The organism is Aeromicrobium sp. Root236 (assembly GCF_001428805.1).
Classification (GTDB): domain Bacteria; phylum Actinomycetota; class Actinomycetes; order Propionibacteriales; family Nocardioidaceae; genus Aeromicrobium.
Window position 1 is genome coordinate 3,274,917 of sequence record NZ_LMIS01000001.1, and the last position, 20,386, is coordinate 3,295,302.

The following is a 20,386-nucleotide window of genomic DNA, read 5'->3' on the forward strand; positions in this document are numbered from 1 at the left end:
AGCCTCAGGGTCGCGTGGCCCTGCCGTCGAGCCACAGGGTGTCGGTCTCGTCGCGGTGCGTCCCGGTCGTCCCGACATGCTTGGTGCTGATCCTGGGGCCGTGCTTGATCACGTGCACCAGCGCCATGGCGTGGCCGCGGCCGAGGTCATGGTCGGCCTTGAGCCAGTCGACGATGACGCCGGCCTTGGTCGAGGCGTCGTAGCCGTGGTGGTGCGCCTGCGCGAGGAGCTCGCGTCGGGTGAGTCCGGTCTTGGCCTCGATCGTGTCGAGGTAGGCCTGGAACGTCATGATGCTCTCCTTCGTCCGGGTGGTCTCACTCGTACGTCGAACGGCGGCGCCGGATTTCGACATCGCGCCGGAAGTGATCCGGGCTGATGGAAGCATGGGCGTCGTGCCGCCCTGCTTCGACGCGTACGTGTGGGTCGAGCCCGCCGATCGCGCCGCGACCCTGCGGGCGTTCCTCGACGCGTACGTCGACCAGGTCCGGCCGGGCGACTCGCGGTTCGAGGCGTTCGTCCGCACGTACGTCGACGAGTCCCCGCACGAGGGTGACCGGGAGGCGCTCGCCGAGCTGCGGAGGGACGACGCCCTGCAGGTCGACGACTGCTTCTCGCTCTACCTGCGCGCCCGGAATCACTTCGACGCCATCGTCACGTTGACCCGGGACGGCGCGGTGGTGCTGGGGCTGAGCCTCGACGACCCGTACGGGAGGCCGGCCGTCGGGAAGCAGGCGTTGAAGCTCGCGAAGGCCCTGATGGCGGAGCTCGACGCGGTGGCCGCGATGGGCGGCATCGAGGTCCCTCCGCCGCAGTCACGCCAGGAGTGGGCGGACGCGGCCCGCACGGAGTTCAGGATCGGGGACGTCGGCTAGCTCGTCGTCAGCCTCTCGATCAGCAGCTCGACACCGTCGAGGAGCCGGGCGAGCCCGAACTCGATCTCGTCGCCTGCCGATCGCTCGAATGCGCCGGACTCCCAGATCGCCGTCATGGTGGGGAACCGCTCCTGCGAGTAGTAGGTGCCCCAGAAGCTGCTGCGGGAGTCCCAGTACTCATCAGCCGTGACGCCGGTGTTCGAGGACATGCTGGTGTCGGTGATCATGCTCCGCGCGACGCCGAAGACGTGGGACTCGACGAGCCCCGCCACGCGGGCGACCTCGGCGTAGGGCAGCCGGGTCAGCATGACCGCCCGGTAGAGGTCCTCCTGCACGTCCAGGACGTGGGGGCCGAGGGGCATTCGCCAGAGGTTGGCGTGGATCAGCCACGGGTAGGCCTGGTACATCTCCCAGGCCTGGCGGGCGTGGAACTCCACCTGGTCGCGCCACGGCTGGGACCGGTCGGGCAGCTTGCGGGCCGCCCAGGCGCGGTCGATCATCAGCTCGAACAGCTCGTCCCGCCCTGGGACGTACGTGTAGAGGCTCATCGCGCCGACCCCGAGCTGCGCCGCGACGTTGCGCATCGAGAGCTTGTCGACGCCGCCGGACGCCGCCACCGCCATGCCCGCCTCGACGACCTGGTCGAGCGTCAGCTTCTGCTTGGGGCCGCGCCCGGCAGGGGTCGGCGGATCCCACAGCAACCGGACCATGTGACGGCCCTCAGGGGTGCCCCAGGTCAGCGGGTCGGTGTCGGGGATCGCGGGCCGCTCGTCGTTCATCGATGTCCTGTTCGTCGCCACGTTTTTGTCACACCGTACACCGTATGATGTAATGGACAGAATTCAGTACGACGTACGGAAAAGGGGCTCACATGATTCACACCCAGCAGCTGACCCGGACCTTCGAGTCCGGGAAGGAGACCGTCGAGGCGGTGCGCGGGATCGACCTGGACGTCGGCGAGGGCGAGCTCGTCGCGTTCCTCGGCCCCAACGGCGCCGGCAAGTCGACGACCTTGCGCATGCTCACCAGCCTGCTGCCGCCGACCTCGGGCACGGCGACGGTCGCCGGCATCGACGTCACCGCGGACCCCGCGGGCGTGCGCAGCCGCATCGGCTACATCGGCCAGAAGGACGGAGCCGGCCACAACTACCGCGTGTGGGACGAGCTGCTCATGCAGGGCCGCTTCTACGGGCTCGACAAGCAGCGGGCCACCCAGCGGGCGGACGAGCTGCTCGGCACGCTGGACCTCGAGGGCATGAAGATGCGCAAGGTCAGCACGCTCTCGGGCGGCCAGAAGCGGCGCCTCGACATCGCACTCGGGCTGATCCACGAGCCGGCGCTGCTGTTCCTCGACGAGCCGTCGACCGGCATGGACCCGCAGAACCGGGCGAACCTCTGGGACCACATCCTGCGCCTGCGCGAGGAGTTCGGCACGACGATCGTGCTCACGACGCACTACCTCGAGGAGGCCGACACGATGGCCGAGCGCGTCGTCGTGATCGACCACGGCAGGATCATCGCCGACGACACGGCCGACGCCCTCAAGGCGGAGCAGGCCGGTGACCGCATCACGGTGACCGTCGGTGCCGACGACCTGCCCACGACCCGTGAGGTCGTCGCGCAGGCCGGCACGGAGGTCCAGGAGACGCCGGCCGACGGTGGCACGGCGGTCTCGTTCCGGGTCGACGCCGGCCCGGCCGCACTGCCCGGCGTGCTCCACGCGCTGGGGGACAAGGGCGTGGCCGTCAAGGCGGCGACGCTCAAGCAACCCACCCTCGACGACGTCTTCCTCAACCTCACCGGACGCAGCCTGCGCGAAGGAGCAGAAGCATGAGCACCATCCTCGATTCCGCCGCCACGTCGGCACGCATCGCCCACCGATCGCTGCTGGGCGACATCACGTCCGTGTGGCTGCGTGAGACCCTCACGATCCTGCGCGACCCGTTCTCGTTGGTCTTCTCGCTGGTCCAGCCGCTCGTGTTCCTCGGGCTGTTCGCGCCCCTGCTGGCCGGCGTGGCCGATGACGGGCTGGGCTTCGGCTCGACCCTGCAGTTCTTCCTGCCCGGCGTGGTCGTGATGATCACGATGTTCGGCACGTCCATGACGGGCGCCAACCTGCAATTCGAGATCATGACCGGTGCGTTCGAGCGGATCCTGGCGACGCCGCTCGCTCGCCCCGCACTCCTGATCGGGCGTGCGCTTAAGGAGCTGACGCCGCTGGTGATCCAGGCCGTGATCATCACGTTGGTCGCGGTGCCGTTCGGCTTCGACCTGTTCCCGGCGCACATCGTGGTGGGCCTGCTGATCCTGGGAGTCTTCGGTGTCGGTGTCGGTGCGCTGTCGTACTCCCTGGCGATCGCGACGCGCAAGAACGAGTGGGCGTTCTGGGCGGTGCAGCAGTCCTTGCTGTTCCCGCTGCTGATCCTGTCGGGCATGATGCTGCCGCTCGAGACCGGACCGGACTGGATGCAGGCCCTGTCGAAGGTCAACCCGCTGACGTACATCGTCGACGCCGAGCGCGTGCTGTTCTCCGGCACGTTCGACGACAGCGCGGTGGTCTACGGCATCATCGCCGCGATCGTGACCTCCGCCGTCGGCCTGTGGGTCGGCGTCCGCACCGTCACCAAGACCGTCCTGTAGTCAGAACGCCGCCAGCGGCGGTGCGTGAGTTGGCTTTCCCGAAGTCGGAGGGGCGACTCGCGCACCGCTCGCTGACGGGATGGGCTACCACGTCACCGCCCCGATCGCACCGTCCAGAGAGCTCCTACGCGTTCGCCCAAGCGTCATCCCAGCCCTCGACCTCGTCGGCCTTGCGGCTGGCGGGGCCGGTGTAGATCGCGGAGGGACGGATCAGTCGACCCGTGCGCTTCTGCTCGAGAATGTGCGCGCTCCAGCCGGCCGTGCGGGCCGACGTGAACATCGCGGTGAACATGTGCGGCGGGACCTCGGCGTAGTCGAGGACGATCGCGGCCCAGAACTCGACGTTGGTCTCGAGCACTCGGTCGGGACGGCGTTCGCGGAGCTCCTTGAGGGCAGCCTCCTCGAGCGCGACGGCGACCTCGGCGCGGGGAGCGTTGAGCTCCTTGGCCGTACGACGCAGGGTGCGCGCGCGGGGGTCCTCGGCTCGGTAGACGCGGTGGCCGAAGCCCATCAGGCGCTCACCGCTGTCGAGCAGGCCCTTGACGTACGCCGTGGCGTCGCCGGACTTCTCGACTTCCTCGATCATCGTGAGGACGCGCGCCGGGGCGCCACCGTGCAGCGGGCCGGACATCGCGCCGACGGCTCCGGACAGGGCAGCAGCGGCGTCGGCGCCCGTCGAGGCGATGACGCGGGCGGTGAAGGTGGAGGCGTTCATGCCGTGCTCGGCGGCCGACACCCAGTAGGCGTCGATGGCCTTGGCGTGGTTGGGGTTGACCTCGCCGCGCCAGCGGGTCAGGAAGCGCTCGGTTATCGTCGAGCACTTGTCGATCTCGGACTGCGACACCATCGGCTGGCCGACACCACGCGCGGCCTGTGCGACATACGAAAGGACCATGACCGCGGCGCGGGCAAGGTCCTCACGGGCTTGGACATCGTCGATGTCGTAGAGCTGCTTCATGCCCCAGGCGGGGGCGGTCAGCGCGATCGCGCTCTGTACGTCGGCGCGGATGTCGCCGGAATGGACCGGGATCGGGAACGGCTCGGCGGGCGGCAGGCCCGGCTCGTACGCTCCGTCGACCAGCAGGCCCCAGATCTTCTCGAACGGCACGCGGCCGACGAGGTCGTCGATGTCGACACCGCGATAGCGCAGTGCGGACCCTTCCTTGTCGGGTTCGGCGATCTCGCTCTCGAACGCTACGACGCCTTCAAGTCCGTGGTGCACTTCAGTCATACCTTGCATTCTGCCTTGCGTGGTTACCGTTGAGTCATGGAGACCCCTGATTTGGCGCGGATGCGCGAGGAGTACGCCCGGGAAGGCCTCGACGAGGCGGCCGCCGGCGACGATCCTCTGGCGCTGCTGGGTCGTTGGCTCAACGAGGCGATCGACGCCGGCCTGCACGAGCCCAACGCCATGGCGCTCGCGACGGCGACCTCCGATGGCCGGCCATCGGTGCGCATCGTGCTGCTCAAGGGGTTGGACGATCGCGGGCTGACGTTCTTCACGGGCTACGAGTCGCGCAAGGGCGCGGAGCTCGAGGCCAACCCGCGGGCCGCGGCGGTGATGCTGTGGCATCCGCTGCAGCGTCAGGTGCGCGTCGAGGGCGGGGTGACCCGGATCGACGAGGCGGAGTCCGACGCCTACTTCGGCTCGCGACCCCGTGGTTCACAGGTGGGCGCTGTCGCATCGCCGCAGTCGCGCCCCGTAGCGAGCCGCGAGGTGCTGGAGCGGCGTGTGGCCGAGGTCGAGCGGGTCTTCGACGGGCAGGACGTCGTGCGCCCGCCCGTCTGGGGCGGCTACCGAATCGCACTGGAGTCGATCGAGTTCTGGCAGGGCCGGCAGAACCGCCTGCACGACCGGCTCCGCTACCTCCGCCAGGGCGACGGCTGGCGCCGCGACCGGCTCGCGCCCTAGGGCGTACGCGGTGCCAGGGTGCTGTGCCTCGGGCGCGGCGCGAGCTGCTTGTCGGCGCCGTAGGACTCGGTCGACACCCCGATGACGTCGTCGGCGCTACGGCCCTCGGCGACGAACACCTCGCGGGCGATGTCGGCCCAGGACCGAGGCTCGCCCCCACCGGTGATGTGGTGGATGCCGTACGGGGCACGGGACGTCAGCAGCTCGACGATCCCGGCCGCGAGCTCCGCGGCCGTGGTGAGCCGGCCGAGCTGGTCGTCGACGACCTGCGGGCGTACGCCGTCGCGGGCGAGCCGCTGCATCGTGGCGACGAAGTTGGCGCCGTCGCCGACGACCCAGCTGGTCCGTACGACGTAGTGCTGGGGGACCGTCGAGGTCACCGCCTCACCGGCGGCCTTGGTCTGTCCGTAGACACCCAAAGGCGACACCGGCTCGTCGACGGTGTGCTCGGGCTCGCTGCCGTCGAAGACGTAGTCCGACGAGATCGTCACGAGCGTGAGCCGGTGCTGGATCGCGATCCGGGCGAGCGCGGCGACCGCTGTGACGTTGACCGCCCAGGCCTCGCGCCTGCCCTCCGGGGTCTCGGCGGCATCGACCGCGGTGTAGGCGGCGGCGTTGATGATCGTGTCGACGTCGTCCCAGCGCACCCGGTCGTACGTCGACGGGTCCGCGAGGTCGAGGTCGGCCCGGGTCAGTGCGAGGGCATCGGGCAGGACGTCACGGAGCGCGCGACCCAGCTGGCCGTCGGCGCCGAGGATCACGGTGCGTCGCGGCGGCACCGGGACGACATCGGCGAGGCGTGGGTGGTCGCGATCCTTGTCCGAGATCTCGACGAGGGGCAGGGGCCAGGCGATGTTGACGGTCTCGTCGGCGAGGTTGAGGTTGGCGTACTCGGCGTCGGGGCTCCAGTGCGCGTTGACGAGATAGGAGTACGCCGTGGCGTCCTCGAGCGTCTGGTAGCTGTTGGCGACGCCACGGGGGACGAACACCGCCGTCGCCGGGTCGAGCTCCGCCGTGTGGGTGGCGCCGAACGTGTCGCCGGCCCGCAGGTCGACCCAGGCGGCGAACACGCGACCGGTGGCGACCGACACGAGCTTGTCCCACGGCTCGGCGTGGATGCCGCGCGTCGTGCCGGCCGAGGTGTTGAACGCAACGTTGTGCTGCACCGGGCCGAAGTCGGGCAGTCCTGCCTCGAGCATCTTGGCGCGCTGCCAGTTCTCCTTGAACCAGCCGCGGCCGTCGGCGTGCACCGCCAGGCGTACGACCAGCAGCCCGGGGATCGGCGTGTGCTCGACGCTCACGTCAGGTCGCGGTAGTGCTCGAGCAGGCGGCTCATCACTGCGAGGGCGTCCTGCATCTCGGTGATGTGCTTGGGGTCGAGGACGCGGAGCATCTGCTTGATCTCGGTGCTGGAGATGCCGTCCGTGCGGGGCAGGTAGACGACCTCGCACAGCTCCTTGAGCTCGTCGAACTTGCCGGTCCAGTCCTCGCCGATGGCGAAGATGTCGACGTCGTGCTCCTTGATGTCGCGGGCCTTCTGCTCCCACGAGGTCTCGGGGATCACGAGGTCGACGCCCTTGATGCTGCTGATGATGCTGGCCCGGTCCTCGTAGGAGACGACCGACGTCTTGCCCTTGCCGGCGTTGAACTCGTCGGTCGACACCGCGATGATCAGGCGGTCACCCATCTCCGCCAGGCGGTTGATGAGGTTGAGGTGGCCGATGTGGAACAGGTCGAACGTGCCGTAGGTCAGCACCGTGGTCATGGTCATTGCCCCTGTCGTGCATACATGGATTCGGTCGCGGCCTTGCTCGGCCGCCACCAGTGCTCGTTGGCGCGGTACCACTGGACCGTCTCGGCCAGCCCCGCCGCGAAGTCGCCGAGCCGTGGCGCCCAGCCCAGCTCGGCCCGGAGCTTCGCCGGGTCGAGGGCGTAGCGCCGGTCGTGCCCCGCCCGGTCGGTGACGTGCTCGAAGTCGTCGGGCTCGCGGCCGAAGATCGCCAGGAGCAGAGCGACGACGTCCAGGTTGCTCTTCTCCCCGTCGGCCCCGACGAGGTAGGTCTCGCCGATCGTGCCACGCTCAAGGATCGCCAGGACGGCACTGCTGTGGTCGTCGACGTGGATCCAGTCACGCACGTTGAGCCCGTCGCCGTAGACGCGAGGCTTGAGGCCGTCCATCAGCTGGGTGATCTGGCGTGGGATGAACTTCTCGACGTGCTGCCACGGCCCGTAGTTGTTGGAGCAGTTGCTGATCGTGGCGCGTACGCCGAACGAGCGCACCCAAGCCCGGACGAGGTGGTCCGAGCCGGCCTTGGTCGCCGAGTAGGGGCTCGACGGGCGATAGGCGGATGCCTCGGTGAAGCGCGCCGGATCGTCGAGGTCGAGGTCGCCGTAGACCTCGTCGGTCGAGACGTGGTGGAGGCGTACGTCGTGGAGGCGGGCGGCCTCGAGCAGCGTGAACGTGCCGACGAGGTTGGTCTGGACGAACGGTGTCGGGTCCAGCAATGAGTTGTCGTTGTGCGACTCCGCGGCGAAGTGGACCACGGCGTCGTGCGTGCCGACGAGGTCGCCGACGAGTGCGGCGTCGGTGATGTCACCGATCACCAGTCGGCAGCGGTCGTCGGGCAGGCCGTCAAGGCTGGCGCGGCTCGCGGCGTACGTCAGCTTGTCGATCACCGTGACGTCGACGTCGGTCGTCTCCACCACATGCCGTACGAAGTTGGCGCCGATGAAGCCGGCTCCTCCGGTCACCAGGACGTTGCGCATGGGGTTCAGCGTAGTAGTGCCTCGCGAAGCGCCACCTAGGATGACTGGCATGCGGGGAATCATCCTGGCCGGAGGCACCGGTTCGCGGCTCGACCCGGTCACGCGTGCCGTGAGCAAGCAGCTGCTGCCGGTCTACGACAAGCCGATGATCTACTACCCGCTCTCCACGCTGATCCTGGCCGGGATCACCGACGTCCTGGTCATCACGACGCCCCACGACGCGGCCCAGTTCGAGCACCTCCTGGGCGACGGCTCGCAGTTCGGCATCTCGATCACGTACGCCGTCCAGCCCAGTCCCGACGGACTCGCGCAGGCGTTCGTCATCGGCAAGGAGCACATCGGCGCGGAGTCGGCCGCGCTCGTCCTCGGCGACAACATCTTCTACGGCGCGGGTCTTGGCACCCAGCTCGCGAAGTACACCGACATCGACGGCGCCCTGATCTTCGGCTACCGCGTTGCCGACCCGTCGGCATTCGGCGTCGTCGAGTTCGACGGCAACGGCGCCGCGACGTCGCTCGAGGAGAAGCCGGCCGTGCCCAAGAGCCACTACGCCGTGCCGGGCCTCTACTTCTACGGCAACGACGTCGTCGAGGTCGCCGCCGACCTCGAGCCGTCCGCACGCGGGGAGCTCGAGATCACCGACCTCAACCGCCGTTACCTCGATGCCGGCCGCCTGCGGGTCGAGCCGCTGGAGCGCGGGGTCGCGTGGCTCGACACCGGCACGTTCGACTCGCTCGGTGAGGCCGGGGAGTTCATCCGGACCGTGCAGAAGCGCCAAGGGCTGTCGATCGGCTGTCCTGAGGAGGCCGGCTGGCGTCTGGGCCTGCTGAATGACGACGGGCTGCGCCGCCAGGCCGAGGCGTACGCCAAGAGCGGCTACGGCGACTACCTCCTGGGCCTGCTCGAGCACGGCTGAACGCGCACTGTTCACCCTGCGGCCACCTCGTTGCCGGAGTGGCGTCACGCGCGTTGGTCACGCTTGGGGGCATGACAGCAGTTGCGCTGACACTCGCGCTGGGCTTCGGCCTGGCGTTCGCCGAGTCCGGTCTCGGCCTCGGCATCGTGCTGCCCGGCGAGACCGCGATCGTCGTCCTGGCCGCGACGATGGGCTCGCCCGCCGAGATGGTCGCGCTCGGCATCGTCGTGATGATCGGTGCCACCAGCGGTGACCACGTCGGCTACCTGCTGGGCCGGCGCTACGGTGACGCGTTGCGCGAGACCAGGGCCGTGAAGCGTCTCGGCGTCCGCCACTACGACCGGGCGACCGACCTGCTGAGGCGCCGCGGCGGGGTCGCGGTGTTCGCGACCCGGCTCGTGCCGATCGTGCGGACCCTCACCCCTGCGGCCGCCGGTGCGTCGGGACTGGAGTACCGCCGGTTCGCTCCGGCGTCGCTCGCCGGATCGGCGACCTGGTCCGCGGCGTACGTCGGTGGTGGCTCGACCGTCGCTGCCGTCACCGCGATGGCGAACGACGCCTTCGGCCGGGCCACGTGGTTGCTGCTGGTGCTGCTCGCACTCGCCCTGATCCCGGTGCTGGTCATTCGCACCGTCGTGGGCGTACGCCCGGTGTCTGCCGCACCGGACGTCGCGTCTCTCGAGCTCGCTGCCCGGCGGTCGAGGTTCTCGCCGCTGGTCAGCGACCTCCAGCCCTAGAGGATCAGCACTCCGGCGATGACGGCCGGGACGGCGCCGAGCAGGATCCACGGCGCGAACGCGGGCCTGCGGTGCACCAGCCGGATCGCGCCGAGTGCCACGATCCCGATGACCGCCATGACGACCAGCAGGATCGCGCCGTCACTGCGGCGGCCGTCGTCCACGATGCTGCGGATCACCGCGACCAACGCGCCGATGGGGAACGACGACACGGCGAGGATCAGGAACGACACGACCCACCGCTGCACCTGCTCGGTGGTGAGCTCGCGGCGTACGCGCTTCGTGGCCATCGGCCCAGTATGTTCCCGGCAGTCCCCGGCGGGCCCGGCGCGGTCAGTCCCGCACGGGGCGGGCGATCCGGTAGCGGACGAACGAGGGAACCGCGAGCGACGCGATCACGACGCCGACCACCACCAGGACACCGCCGCCGGCTGCCGTCGCCGCCGTGCCCAGGGCCGCGGCCGTGGCGCCGTGCAGGGTGTCGGCGATGCGGGGGCCGCCGGCCACGACCACGATGAAGACGCCCTGCAGGCGTCCGCGCATCGCGTCGTCTGCGGCCGACTGCAACATGCTCGAGCGGAACGCCGCCGAGGCGGTGTCGGCCGCGCCGCCGATCACGAGCATCACCAAGGCCAGCACCAACATCGGCGTGCGCCAGTGGTCGGCGAGGCCGACGCCGGTCCCGAAGCCGGCCATCGCCAGGCCCCAGATCACGATGCAGACGATGACCGCCCGGCCTTGACGCTCCACGCGCGACACCCAGCCGCTGAAGATGCCGCCGATGACCGCTCCCGCTGGGATCGCCGCGAACAGGAGCGCGAACACCAGGCCGCCGTTGTCAGGGCCGTTGAAGTCGAGGTGGGCGATCTCGGGGAACAGGGCACGGGGCATGCCGAAGACCATCGCGATCAGGTCGACGACGAACGACATCAGCAGCACGGGCTGCGTACGCAGATAGGTGAAGCCCTCGATGACCGCCTTGATGCCGGGTGCCCCCGCGACGGCGTCGAGCACCGGGAGGCGCGGCAGTCGGACGACAGCGCTGAGCGTCGCGAACAGCGTGAACGTGTCGATCAGGTACATCCACTCGAACCCGATGACGGGGATGAGGACGCCGGCCACCAGGGGGCCCGCGATGGCGCCGGCCATCATGACCGTCGTGTTGAGCGAGTTGGCGGCCGGCAGCAGCGTCAGGTCGAGCAGCTTGGGCAGGACCGCGCTGCGGGTGGGCTGGTTGACCGCGAAGAACGCCTGCTGGACCGAGAACAGCGAGAGCAGCAGCCAGACGTTGGAGTTGCCGGCGAACGCCTGCAGCCAGAACAACGCACTCGTGACGATCAGTCCGACGGTCGTGAAGATGAGGATCGTGCGGCGGTCGAACACGTCCGCGAGCGCCCCGCCGTACAGACCGAACACGATCAGCGGCACGAGCCCGAAGACGCCCGCGAGCCCGACGTAGGCCGAGGAGCCGGTGTCGGCGTAGATCTGGGCGGGCACCGCGACGACCGTCAGCTGGGCGCCGATGACCGTGATGATGTTGGCGAGCCAGAGCCTGCGGAAGTGCTGGTTGCGCAGCGGCCTCGTGTCGGCGAAAAAGTGAGAGAAGGATCGCCGCGCCACGTCGTGACAATCTACGGCACGGACCCAACGGGGCTCAGGTCAGGAGAACGCCGCGATGTCGATCAGGATCCAGGTCTGCTCCGCACGACCGAGCAGCTCCCCGTCCTCGGTGTAGAGCGCGGTGTCGGCCAGGAACTTGCGCCCCTCCTGCGCCTCCAGGTGGCCCACCGCGAGGCAGCGCTCGCCCGCGTGGGGGCGGCGGTCGACCTGTGCGGTCATCCGGCCGAGCACCATCGTGTTGCGGCTGAAGTCGGCCGCCCAGCCACCGGGGCAGTCCAGCGCCGCCCAGGCGACCGGGAGGTCGATGCCGTCGTCGCCGTCGAACGCCTCGTGCGGCGTCCACGGAGCAGCGGTCAGGCCGGGCTGCGCGGGGTCGATCGGCCCGGCGAACAGGCGCAGCCCGTCGCCCTCGTCGCGGGCCGTGCCGCACGTGAAGCAGTGGTCGAAGGGGTGGTGCGCGAAGCCCGGGTAGTGCGCGAGCCCTGCAGCGGCTTCCTCCGGCGACGGGCACGGCGCCACGTCACGCGAGAACGCCCCTGGGGCGGCGTCACCGATCACGGCGCCGCCGGCCGTCAGCAGCCGGACCTGGTCGCCGTCGCGCTCCCAGCTGAGAGGTACGTCCAACGGCGGCGGGATCCGCAGGGTCGAGGTGGCCGGCCCGTCGGTGTCGACCTCCTGGCCCAGCAGGCCGGCGACGTAGCCGCCGTTGCCGGAGTGGAGGGGACCGTTGAACTGACCGGGAATCGTGACCACCCGACCAGCCTAGGTCGTGATGGCCCCGTAGCGACGCAGTGACTCCTGGCGCTCCGCCGCGTGGTCGACCATCGGGGCCGGGTAGCCCGCCGGCGGCTCGTCGAGCTCCCAAGGCGTGTGCACGTGCCGCGCGTCGACCTCGGCGAGCTCGGGCACCCACCGGCGTACGTACGTCCCGTCGGGGTCGAACTTCTTGCCCTGTGTCATCGGGTTGAACACCCGGAAGTACGGCGCTGCGTCCGTGCCACAGCCCGCGACCCACTGCCAGCCGTGCTGGTTGGACGCGAGGTCAGCATCGACGAGCAGCTCGAGGAAGTGCCGTGCGCCGTGCTGCCACTCGACGTGGAGGTCCTTGACCAGGAAGCTCGCGACGATCATGCGTACGCGGTTGTGCATCCAGCCCTCGGCCTCGAGCTGGCGCATCCCCGCGTCGACGATCGGGATGCCTGTGCGGCCGGCCTTCCACGCCTCGAGCGCGTCCCCGGGCTCGTCGTACTCCATCGCGGCGAACGCGGGGTTGTAGTAGCCGAACGCCGAGTCGGGGCGCTGGTGCAGCACGTCGGCGTAGAACTCGCGGAACGCGAGCTCCCGGACGTACGCCGTGGCGCCCTTCGACCGCAGGGGCGCGAGGTCCGCGAGCATCGTGCGCGGGTGGATCGTGCCCCACTTGAGGTGCACGGACATGCGCGACGTCCGGTCGTCGCCGGGCAGGTCGCGCGCCACGTCGTAGTCGGCGATGTCGTCGTCGAGGAATGCCTCCCATCGCTCCAGCGCGGCCCGCTCGCCGAGCGGTGGCAGGGTCATCCCGTCCGGCGGCGCGAGATCGGGGATCTCGTGCGTACGCCCGTCGGGCCGGATCCACGGCACGTCGGTCGTCTCGTCCGCGGGCCCGCGCCAGCCGTGCTCGCGCCACGCTCGTGCAAAGGGTGTGAAGACCCGGTAGCCCGAGCCGTCGGCCTTCGTGACCCGCCCCGGCGCGACGGCGTACGGCGAACCGGTCCGGACGAGCGCGATGCGGTGCGACGCCAGCGCCTCCTCTACTCGGCGATCACGCCGGGCGCCGTACGGTGCGAAGTCGGCCGAGACGTGCACGCTGGCGGCTCCGACGCGACGCGCCACGCGGACGACCTCCTCGACAGGATCCCCGTGCACCACGTGGAGGCCACCGATGCGTTCGGAGAGGTCCGCCAACAGGACCGACAGGGCGGCCGTACGGGCCTTGGCCCGGGTCGACCAGAGACGGTCGTCGAGCACGAACAGCGGCACGACACCGTCGGGCCCGGAGGCGAGCGCCTCGAGGATCGCCGGATTGTCGCCCAGCCGCAGGTCCCGCCTGAACCACATCACTGACGTCGTCACGTCTCCCATTGTCCGGTGGCGACGGCGATGCTGCAGGACGTGGAACAATGGCCTGGTGAGCGACCTGATCGACACCACCGAGATGTACCTCCGCACGGTCTACGAGCTGGAAGAGGAGGGCATCATCCCGTTGCGCGCGCGCATCGCCGAGCGCCTCCACCAGAGCGGGCCCACGGTCAGCCAGACGGTCGCCCGCATGGAGCGTGACGGGCTGCTCACGGTCGAGGGTGACCGGCACCTCGAGCTGTCGCCCAAGGGGCGGCAGCTCGCGACACGCGTGATGCGCAAGCACCGCCTCGCCGAGCGCCTGCTGACCGACATCATCGGCCTCGAGATCGAGTTCGTGCACGAAGAGGCCTGCCGCTGGGAGCACGTGATGTCCGAGCAGGTCGAGCGTCGCCTCGTCGAGTTGCTCGAGCACCCGACCGAGTCGCCGTACGGCAATCCGATCCCGGGTCTCTCCGAGCTGGGCGAGCTCGGCAAGGACGCCGACTTCCTCGAAGGCGTGCAGCCGATGACCAAGGCGGTCAGCGGTGCGGTCGAGCCGATCCGCCTCGTGGTGCGACGCATCGCCGAGGAGCTGCAGAAGGACACCGAGGTCATGTCGGTGCTTCGCAGGGTCGGCGCGCTGCCCGGCAACGACATCCTGGTGTCACAGGGACACGACGGCCTCGTCGTCGCGCGACAGGGTGAGACCGCTGAGATCGACGCCGAAGCGGCCGTGCACGTCTTCGTCTCGGTCTGATCGTCGGGGTCGCCCCGTACGCCGTCCCGGTTCCTCATCCGGGATGACCCTGGTTCTGGCTGTTCTCGCCGGGTTGTCGCCCTTCTGTGGTGGACCGGCTGGCAGACTTGTCCCATGAACGTCGGGTTGGCCTTGAAGAGCTGGTTTCGACGCACGGGCAGTGAGATCCTCGGCTGGATCCTGACGATCGCCGGCATCATCCTCATCCCGGCTCCCGGCCCCGGAACGCTCGTCCTGGTCGCGGGCATCTCGCTGCTGTCCCGCAACTACGTCTGGGCGCAGAAGTTGCTCGGCCCGCTCGAGCGCAAGGCGGTCGAGGCGGCGAAGTTCGGCGTCGCGACCTGGCCGCGCATCACCGTCAGCTTCCTCGGCGGCGTGTGGCTCGTCGCGCTGGGCGTCGTGTGGTGGCTCAGCCCCGAGATCCCGGAGTTCTCGATCCTCAGCGTGGGCTTCGGCCCCGAGCTGCCGGCTCATGGCTGGGGCACGGCGATCGGCCTGTGGACGTCGGCGATCGCCGCCTGGGGTCTGCTGGCCTACAGCGTCGTCCGGTGGCACGAGCCCCGCAAGGCCAAGACTCACTCGAACGCGTAGCGGGCAAGCTCCTTGCCGTCCAGCGTGAACGTCCAGTAGCCGTTCTCGCTGTACTCGTTCGACACGTACACCGAGAACGTCGGCTGGTCACCGGAGTTGCGGATCACGACGTACGTCGAGGTGATGTCCTCGACGCCCAGCACCGACGGTGAGCGCTTGAGCGCCCGGGCGTACGCGGCAGGGTTGACCGCCGCCAGGTCGATCGTTCCGGATTCTGCGGTGCGGGTGCCCTTGCTCGGCTCACCCTCGAACCCCTTGGCGAAGTACCAGTTCTCCACGCGCCGCTCGTCGTCCTTCATCACGACCTCGATGCTGGCGTAGTCGGGGTAGATCGCCGCCGAGTCGATGACCGTCGTGCCGAACTTCGCCTTGGTCAGCGCCACGAGCTGCTCGAAGCCGGCCGCCGTGTGCAGCTCCAGGCGGTCCTTGGGATTGGACTCCTGCGCGGCCGAACCGGGGGTCGTCGGCTGGTCGTCACCACCGGCGTTCGACACCCAGACGACGACCGCGATCGCCGCGGGGATCAGCAGGGCCACGAGCAGCCGGCGCAGGAATCGTCGTGACAGCTGGGTGCCGGCGGCGTTGCCCGACGGCTTGAAGGCTGCGGCCACCTTCGTCGGGAGCTTGGCCGCGGGACCGAGGTCGGCGACGAGATCGGCCAGCTCCTGCAGGGTCGTCGCCTGCAGCGCGGCCTGCGTACGCGCCTCGCGCTCCGCGTCATTGATGCGGCCGTCCGCGTACGCGGCCTCGATGTCCTCCAGGCAGCTGTCACGGTCGGCATCGCTTGCTCGGGTGGCCACCATGCCGAGCACGATATCCGCACTCGCGCCTTCGCCGCGCCGGATCAGTCGACTCAGGTACTGTCGGCAGGAGTGCCACTCGGCCCGACCATCCGTCGGCACGTCGTAACCCGGGACCCACCGTGGGCGTTGGTCCACGGGGGACGAGAGGTGACCAGAGTGCGTATGCAGATCGGACGAGCAGCCGGAGTCGTCGCGCTTGGCGCGGCCCTGGTGGCGACGACGTCGAGCGGGGCCACCGCCAACGACGAGCCGGGTCCCGGGGCCAGTGCCCTCGACCGTACGGCGACCAAGATCCTCGCGACCGCGCTGCCGGGCCGACCGCTCGAGGTCGTGACCACGACCCGTACCGCCGGCGCCCCCACGATCACCACGTCGGTCGCCACGAGCCGGTCCGGCGCTCTCAAGCAGATCCTCGCGGGTCTCAGGAAGCCGGCCACGATCGGCGTCGACATGGCGCACGAGGTGAGCATCGACGTCTCGAACGATCCGCTCCGTCCGCGCCAGTGGGGACTCACCCGCCTCGGCGCCGAGACGGCCTGGAAGACGTCGACCGGCCGCGGTGTCGTCGTCGCGGTCATCGACACCGGCGTTCGCGCCGGCCACCCCGATCTCAACGGCCACATCGTGGCGGGCTACGACTTCATCTCGCCGGGCACCCTGCCGAGCGACGAGAACGGTCATGGCACGCACGTCGCCGGGGTCATCGCCGCGCTCGTGAACAATCACCGCGGTGTCGCCAGCGTCGCCCCCGGGTCGCGGATCATGCCCGTACGCGTCCTCGACTCGTCGGGCGTCGGCGACTCGGCGACGGTCGGCAAGGCGATCATCTGGGCGGTGCAGCACGGCGCCAAGGTCATCAACCTCTCGCTGTCCTCCACCCGTGCCGACACGGCCACCAAGGCCGCGGTGGCGTACGCGATCTCCAAGAACGTCGTCGTCGTCGCAGCCGCGGGCAACCGGGGCTGTGGGCTGCTGGGTTCACCGCGTACGTATCCCGCGGCTTATCCCGGTGTGCTCGGCGTCGCGGCGATCACCTCGGCCGGCGACGTCGCGTCGTACTCGAGCTGCGGTGACTGGGTCGACGTCGCGGCGCCCGGCAGCGGCATCCTGTCCACGACGACGGCCAAGCCGAGCCCGACGCTGGGCTGCCCGCCGGACTACTGCACGCTGTCCGGGACGTCGATGGCAGCGCCACACGTGGCTGGTGCCGCGGCACTCGAGATCTCGAAGCTGGGACCCGGTGCCAGCCAGGCGACGATCCGCGGGCTCATCCAGGCGACGGCGGACGACACCGGACGTGCGGGCTACGACACGCGCAGCGGATACGGCGTCATCAATCCCCGCCGCATGCTGTCGCGGTGATCACGGCGCCTTGTACTTCGTCACCGTCCTGCCGTCGAGCCGCATGGTCCAGTAGCCGGTGTCGTTCGACGGGTTGGTGACGTACACCGACATGACGCTGCGTCCGGAGCGGCTGTCGAAGATCACGTAGGTCCGGTCGGGATCGGGGACGTTGAGCTGCGCCGGGGCCAGCCGGATCGCCTTGGCGAGCGCCGTCACCCGTACGTCGCCCAGGTCGGCCGACTTCGAGCCGGGCCGCCGCGGGCTCGGCGTCGGGTTGTAGGGGAAGCTGCCGTTGTAGTACCAGCGCTGCGAGTGGTCGGGGTCGCCTGAGACCGGCACCTCGATCGTCGCGTAGTCGGGATAGATCACGGCGCTGAGGTAGTGCGTGCTGCCGATCTTGGCGCGCATGTCGTCGCGGAGCCTGGCGAAGCCGGTACGCGTCAGCAGCTCCGGGTGCGGGGCCGCGGTGGCGGTCGGCTGCGTGAGGCCCGGGATGCCCGCACCCGTCGACGGGTCACCACCGGTGTTGTCGAAGAACTGCGTGGCGAGGGCCGCACCGCCGGTGACCGCGAGGGCGAGCGCCCACAGGATCACCCGGCGCATGCCGATGGCCGTCGCGAACCGGCCCACCGTACGCCCGACCTGCGGGCTCGTGAGGGCGTCGCCGACCACGGTGCCGAACGACTCCTTGGGTGCTGACGCAGTCGCCGGAGCGCGACCGTGATCGGTCACCAGCGCGGCGAGCTCCGACAGGGTGGTCGCCGACGAGATCTTCGAGGACCGGGTCGCGAACTCGGCGGCGTCGATCCGGCCGCTCGAGAGCAACTCCTTGAGGTCGTCGAACGCCCCGCGCCGATCGTCGTCAGTTGCCGGAACGCCCTCCATGCAGCGCAGCGTAACCACGCCGCGGCGGTCGCGGAGGCGAAATCACCCCACGGGTGCTCTGGCTCCCGAGTGGGCGCATGCCAGAGGATGGGGGCATGAGTGCTCACGAGTGTGATGTCGTCGTTGTCGGTCTCGGTCCCGGAGGCGAGGCGCTCGTCGCGCGGCTCGCCAAGGCAGGACTGTCCGTGGTCGCCGTCGAGGCCGAGCTGGTCGGCGGCGAGTGTCCCTACTGGGGCTGCATCCCCTCGAAGATGTTCATCCGTGCCGGCAACCTGCTCGCCGAGGCGCGGCGCATCGCCACGCTGTCGGGCACCGCGACGGTCAGCCCCGACTTCTCGCTCGTCGCCAAGCGGATCCGCGACGAGGCCACGGACAACTGGGACGACACCGTCGCAGCCGACCGGATCACCGCCGCCGGTGCGACGCTCGTACGTGGGCGCGGACGGCTGACCGGCGATCGTACGGTCGAGGTCGACGGGGAGACGTACGTCGCGTCCAAAGGCGTCGTGCTCAACACCGGCACGACGGCAGCGGTGCCGCCGATCCCGGGCCTCGCCGACACGCCGTACTGGACCAACCGCGAGGCGCTCAAGGCCGAGCAGGCTCCCGCGTCGCTGATCGTGATCGGCGGCGGGGCGATCGGGCTCGAGCTGGCGCAGGCCTACTCGCGCTTCGACACCGAGGTCACGGTGCTCGAGGTCGCGCCGCGCATCCTCGCGCCCGAGGAGCCCGAGTCGTCCGAGCTGCTGACCAAGGTCTTCGAGTCGGAAGGCATCGGCGTGCACGCCGGCATCACCATCGACCGGGTCGACCACGACGGCAACCGGTTCACCGTGAACTGCGGCGACACGACGTACGAGGCCGAGCAGCTGCTGGTGGCCGCCGGGCGCAGGTCGCGGGTCGACGACATCGGCCTCGACACGGTCGGCGTCGAGGCGGGCAAGTTCCTGACCGTCGGCGACGACATGCAGGTCACCGACGGGCTCTGGGCGATCGGCGACATCGTCGGGCGCGGCGCGTTCACCCACCTGTCGATGTATCACGCGGAGCGGGCGGCCAAGTCGATCCTCGGCGAGCCGCTCGGCGCGTACGACGACAGCTTCCCGCGCGTGACGTTCACGGACCCGGAGGTCGGGGGAGTCGGCCTCACCGAGGCGCAGGCCCGCGACAAGGGGCTGAACGTACGTGTGGGGCTGACCGACGTCGCGGTGAGCAGCCGGGGCTTCGTCCACGGGATCGGCAACGCAGGGCTGATCAAGCTCGTCATCGACACGGACCGCGACGTCATCGTCGGTGCGACCAGCGCGGGGCCGACCGGTGGCGAGACGCTCTCGGCGCTGGCGTTCGCCGTACGCGCCGAGATCCCGCTCGAGACGCTGCGCAACACGGTCTACGCCTACCCGACGTTCTGGCGGGCGATCGAGTCGGCGCTCTGACCCTTCGGGCGCTCGGGCAGACTGGGCCCATGCGGATCACGGTGCTGTCGGGTGGGGTCGGTGGGGCCAACTTCCTCAAGGGGCTGCTGGCCGCCGTGGGGCCTGACGACGAGGTCACGGTGATCGGCAACACCGCCGACGACATCTGGCTCTTCGGCCTGCGGGTGTGCCCCGACCTCGACACCGTGATGTACACGCTCGGCGGCGGCATCGACCCCGAGCGCAAGTGGGGTCGCACCGACGAGACGTGGAACGCCAAGGAGGAGCTGACGGCCTACGGCGTCGACAAGACCTGGTTCGGGCTCGGTGACCGTGACCTTGCCACCCACCTGATCCGGACCCAGATGTGGCACGAGGGGGTGGGCCTCGCGGCCATCACCGAGCGGCTGTGCGAGCGGTGGCAGCCCGGCGTCCGTCTCCTGCCGATGACCGAGGACCAGGTCGAGACCCACATCGGCATCGACGGTGACGACGGCATCGACGTGATCCACTTCCAGGAGTACTGGATCCGGCTCGGCGCCCGCGTCCCGGTGCGTGAGGTCGCGTTCCGTGGCGCTGACGAGGCGACGGCCGGGCCCGGCGTGGTCGAGGCGATCCTCGGTGCCGACCGGGTGATCCTGCCGCCGTCCAACCCCATCGTGTCGATCGGCGCGATCCTGTCGGTGGCCCAGGTCGCCGAGGCGCTGCGTACGACCGCAGCGCCGGTCGTGGGTGTCTCGCCGATCATCGGTGGTGCTGCGGTGCGGGGCATGGCCGACCAGCTGCTCACCGGCCTCGGCCTCGAGATCAGTGCCTCCGGGGTGGCTCGCCACCACGGGGCGCGTGCGTCCGGGGGAGTGCTCGACGGCTGGCTGGTCGACACCGCGGATGCCGGGGAGCTGGGGTCGATCGAGGCGGCCGGCATCAGGTCCCAGGCGGTGCCGCTCTACATGACGGACGACGCGACCACGGCCCAGCTCGCCCGTGACACCCTCACCCTCGCCGACTCGTTGGCCGCCGGGCGCTGA

At 70.0% G+C, this 20,386-nt stretch carries 23 protein-coding genes; 11 read left to right on the forward strand and 12 right to left on the reverse strand.

Features of this window, described 5'->3' with window-relative positions; all coding sequences use genetic code 11:
- Window positions 1-4: 4 nt before the first annotated feature.
- Window positions 5-289 (reverse strand): DUF4287 domain-containing protein, encoded by a 285-nt coding sequence (locus ASE12_RS16400; RefSeq protein ID WP_056402979.1) that lies wholly within the window; start codon window positions 287-289, stop codon window positions 5-7.
- Here ASE12_RS16400 and ASE12_RS16405 point away from each other — a divergent pair.
- Window positions 288-872 (forward strand): hypothetical protein, encoded by a 585-nt coding sequence (locus ASE12_RS16405; protein ID WP_157413016.1) that lies wholly within the window; start codon window positions 288-290, stop codon window positions 870-872. The two genes, ASE12_RS16400 and ASE12_RS16405, sit on opposite strands and share 2 nt — an antisense overlap.
- On the opposite strand, the gene ASE12_RS16410 is transcribed toward ASE12_RS16405, so the two are convergent.
- On the reverse strand, window positions 869-1,651 hold the full coding sequence (locus ASE12_RS16410; protein ID WP_200955043.1) for a TetR/AcrR family transcriptional regulator: 783 nt from the start codon (window positions 1,649-1,651) through the stop codon (window positions 869-871). The genes ASE12_RS16405 and ASE12_RS16410 overlap by 4 nt on opposite strands.
- Window positions 1,652-1,743: 92 nt before the next feature.
- On the opposite strand from ASE12_RS16410, the gene ASE12_RS16415 reads away from it, so the two are divergent.
- Both ASE12_RS16415 and ASE12_RS16420 read left to right on the forward strand, forming a co-directional pair.
- A complete protein-coding gene (locus ASE12_RS16415; protein WP_056402984.1) occupies window positions 1,744-2,706 on the forward strand; it encodes an ABC transporter ATP-binding protein in 963 nt (320 codons plus the stop codon).
- Window positions 2,703-3,512, forward strand: a complete 810-nt coding sequence (locus ASE12_RS16420) for an ABC transporter permease (protein WP_056402986.1) — start codon at window positions 2,703-2,705, stop codon at window positions 3,510-3,512. Before ASE12_RS16415 ends, ASE12_RS16420 begins: the two co-directional genes overlap by 4 nt.
- A 124-nt stretch (window positions 3,513-3,636) precedes the next feature.
- Here ASE12_RS16420 and ASE12_RS16425 read toward each other — a convergent pair whose 3' ends face one another.
- On the reverse strand, window positions 3,637-4,743 hold the full coding sequence (locus ASE12_RS16425) for a citrate synthase 2 (protein WP_056402989.1): 1,107 nt from the start codon (window positions 4,741-4,743) through the stop codon (window positions 3,637-3,639).
- A gap of 36 nt (window positions 4,744-4,779) precedes the next feature.
- On the opposite strand from ASE12_RS16425, the gene pdxH reads away from it, so the two are divergent.
- Complete coding sequence (gene pdxH, locus ASE12_RS16430; RefSeq protein WP_056402990.1) at window positions 4,780-5,424, forward strand: pyridoxamine 5'-phosphate oxidase; 645 nt, start codon at window positions 4,780-4,782, stop codon at window positions 5,422-5,424.
- Here the strand turns inward: pdxH and ASE12_RS16435 are convergent.
- Genes ASE12_RS16435 through rfbB form a run of 3 tightly spaced genes read right to left on the reverse strand, consistent with a single transcriptional unit; the run spans window position 5,421 to window position 8,190 of the window.
- Window positions 5,421-6,725: a bifunctional dTDP-4-dehydrorhamnose 3,5-epimerase family protein/NAD(P)-dependent oxidoreductase gene (locus ASE12_RS16435; RefSeq protein ID WP_056402993.1), complete on the reverse strand. Its 1,305-nt coding sequence runs from the start codon at window positions 6,723-6,725 to the stop codon at window positions 5,421-5,423. The genes pdxH and ASE12_RS16435 overlap by 4 nt on opposite strands.
- Complete coding sequence (locus ASE12_RS16440) at window positions 6,722-7,189, reverse strand: adenylyltransferase/cytidyltransferase family protein (protein ID WP_056402998.1); 468 nt, start codon at window positions 7,187-7,189, stop codon at window positions 6,722-6,724. The genes ASE12_RS16435 and ASE12_RS16440 overlap by 4 nt, the downstream gene beginning before the upstream one ends.
- Before the next feature lie 2 nt (window positions 7,190-7,191).
- Window positions 7,192-8,190, reverse strand: a complete 999-nt coding sequence (gene rfbB, locus ASE12_RS16445; RefSeq protein WP_056403001.1) for a dTDP-glucose 4,6-dehydratase — start codon at window positions 8,188-8,190, stop codon at window positions 7,192-7,194.
- Window positions 8,191-8,239: 49 nt separating this feature from the next.
- On the opposite strand from rfbB, the gene rfbA reads away from it, so the two are divergent.
- Entirely contained in the window at window positions 8,240-9,106 is an 867-nt protein-coding gene (gene rfbA, locus ASE12_RS16450; RefSeq protein ID WP_056403004.1) for a glucose-1-phosphate thymidylyltransferase RfbA, read from the forward strand.
- A gap of 71 nt (window positions 9,107-9,177) precedes the next feature.
- Window positions 9,178-9,843, forward strand: coding sequence for a DedA family protein (locus ASE12_RS16455; protein ID WP_056403007.1), 666 nt, complete (start codon window positions 9,178-9,180; stop codon window positions 9,841-9,843).
- On the opposite strand, the gene ASE12_RS16460 is transcribed toward ASE12_RS16455, so the two are convergent.
- From ASE12_RS16460 to ASE12_RS16475, 4 genes are read right to left on the reverse strand one after another with little or no spacing between them, the layout of a single operon-like run.
- Window positions 9,840-10,133, reverse strand: a complete 294-nt coding sequence (locus ASE12_RS16460; protein WP_056403010.1) for a hypothetical protein — start codon at window positions 10,131-10,133, stop codon at window positions 9,840-9,842. The two genes, ASE12_RS16455 and ASE12_RS16460, sit on opposite strands and share 4 nt — an antisense overlap.
- Window positions 10,134-10,176: 43 nt before the next feature.
- Entirely contained in the window at window positions 10,177-11,463 is a 1,287-nt protein-coding gene (locus tag ASE12_RS16465) for an MFS transporter (RefSeq protein ID WP_056403012.1), read from the reverse strand.
- A gap of 39 nt (window positions 11,464-11,502) precedes the next feature.
- Window positions 11,503-12,216 (reverse strand): hypothetical protein, encoded by a 714-nt coding sequence (locus ASE12_RS16470; RefSeq protein ID WP_056403016.1) that lies wholly within the window; start codon window positions 12,214-12,216, stop codon window positions 11,503-11,505.
- Between the two features lie 9 nt (window positions 12,217-12,225).
- On the reverse strand, window positions 12,226-13,575 hold the full coding sequence (locus tag ASE12_RS16475) for a deoxyribodipyrimidine photo-lyase (RefSeq protein WP_369797219.1): 1,350 nt from the start codon (window positions 13,573-13,575) through the stop codon (window positions 12,226-12,228).
- A gap of 55 nt (window positions 13,576-13,630) precedes the next feature.
- On the opposite strand from ASE12_RS16475, the gene ASE12_RS16480 reads away from it, so the two are divergent.
- A complete protein-coding gene (locus ASE12_RS16480) occupies window positions 13,631-14,320 on the forward strand; it encodes a metal-dependent transcriptional regulator (protein WP_056403020.1) in 690 nt (229 codons plus the stop codon).
- Between the two features lie 114 nt (window positions 14,321-14,434).
- Window positions 14,435-14,911, forward strand: coding sequence for a PGPGW domain-containing protein (locus ASE12_RS16485; RefSeq protein WP_056403023.1), 477 nt, complete (start codon window positions 14,435-14,437; stop codon window positions 14,909-14,911).
- Here ASE12_RS16485 and ASE12_RS16490 read toward each other — a convergent pair.
- Entirely contained in the window at window positions 14,896-15,714 is an 819-nt protein-coding gene (locus ASE12_RS16490; RefSeq protein ID WP_157413018.1) for a DUF1707 domain-containing protein, read from the reverse strand. The genes ASE12_RS16485 and ASE12_RS16490 overlap by 16 nt on opposite strands.
- Window positions 15,715-15,876: 162 nt before the next feature.
- Between ASE12_RS16490 and ASE12_RS16495 the strand changes: the two genes are divergently transcribed.
- Window positions 15,877-17,076, forward strand: coding sequence for a S8 family serine peptidase (locus ASE12_RS16495; RefSeq protein ID WP_056403029.1), 1,200 nt, complete (start codon window positions 15,877-15,879; stop codon window positions 17,074-17,076).
- Here ASE12_RS16495 and ASE12_RS16500 read toward each other — a convergent pair whose 3' ends face one another.
- Window positions 17,077-17,943: a DUF1707 domain-containing protein gene (locus tag ASE12_RS16500; RefSeq protein WP_056403032.1), complete on the reverse strand. Its 867-nt coding sequence runs from the start codon at window positions 17,941-17,943 to the stop codon at window positions 17,077-17,079.
- 95 nt (window positions 17,944-18,038) lie between these two features.
- On the opposite strand from ASE12_RS16500, the gene ASE12_RS16505 reads away from it, so the two are divergent.
- Both ASE12_RS16505 and cofD read left to right on the forward strand, forming a co-directional pair.
- Window positions 18,039-19,379, forward strand: coding sequence for an NAD(P)/FAD-dependent oxidoreductase (locus ASE12_RS16505; protein ID WP_056403035.1), 1,341 nt, complete (start codon window positions 18,039-18,041; stop codon window positions 19,377-19,379).
- A 29-nt stretch (window positions 19,380-19,408) separates the two neighbouring features.
- Window positions 19,409-20,386, forward strand: a complete 978-nt coding sequence (gene cofD, locus ASE12_RS16510) for a 2-phospho-L-lactate transferase (RefSeq protein ID WP_056403038.1) — start codon at window positions 19,409-19,411, stop codon at window positions 20,384-20,386.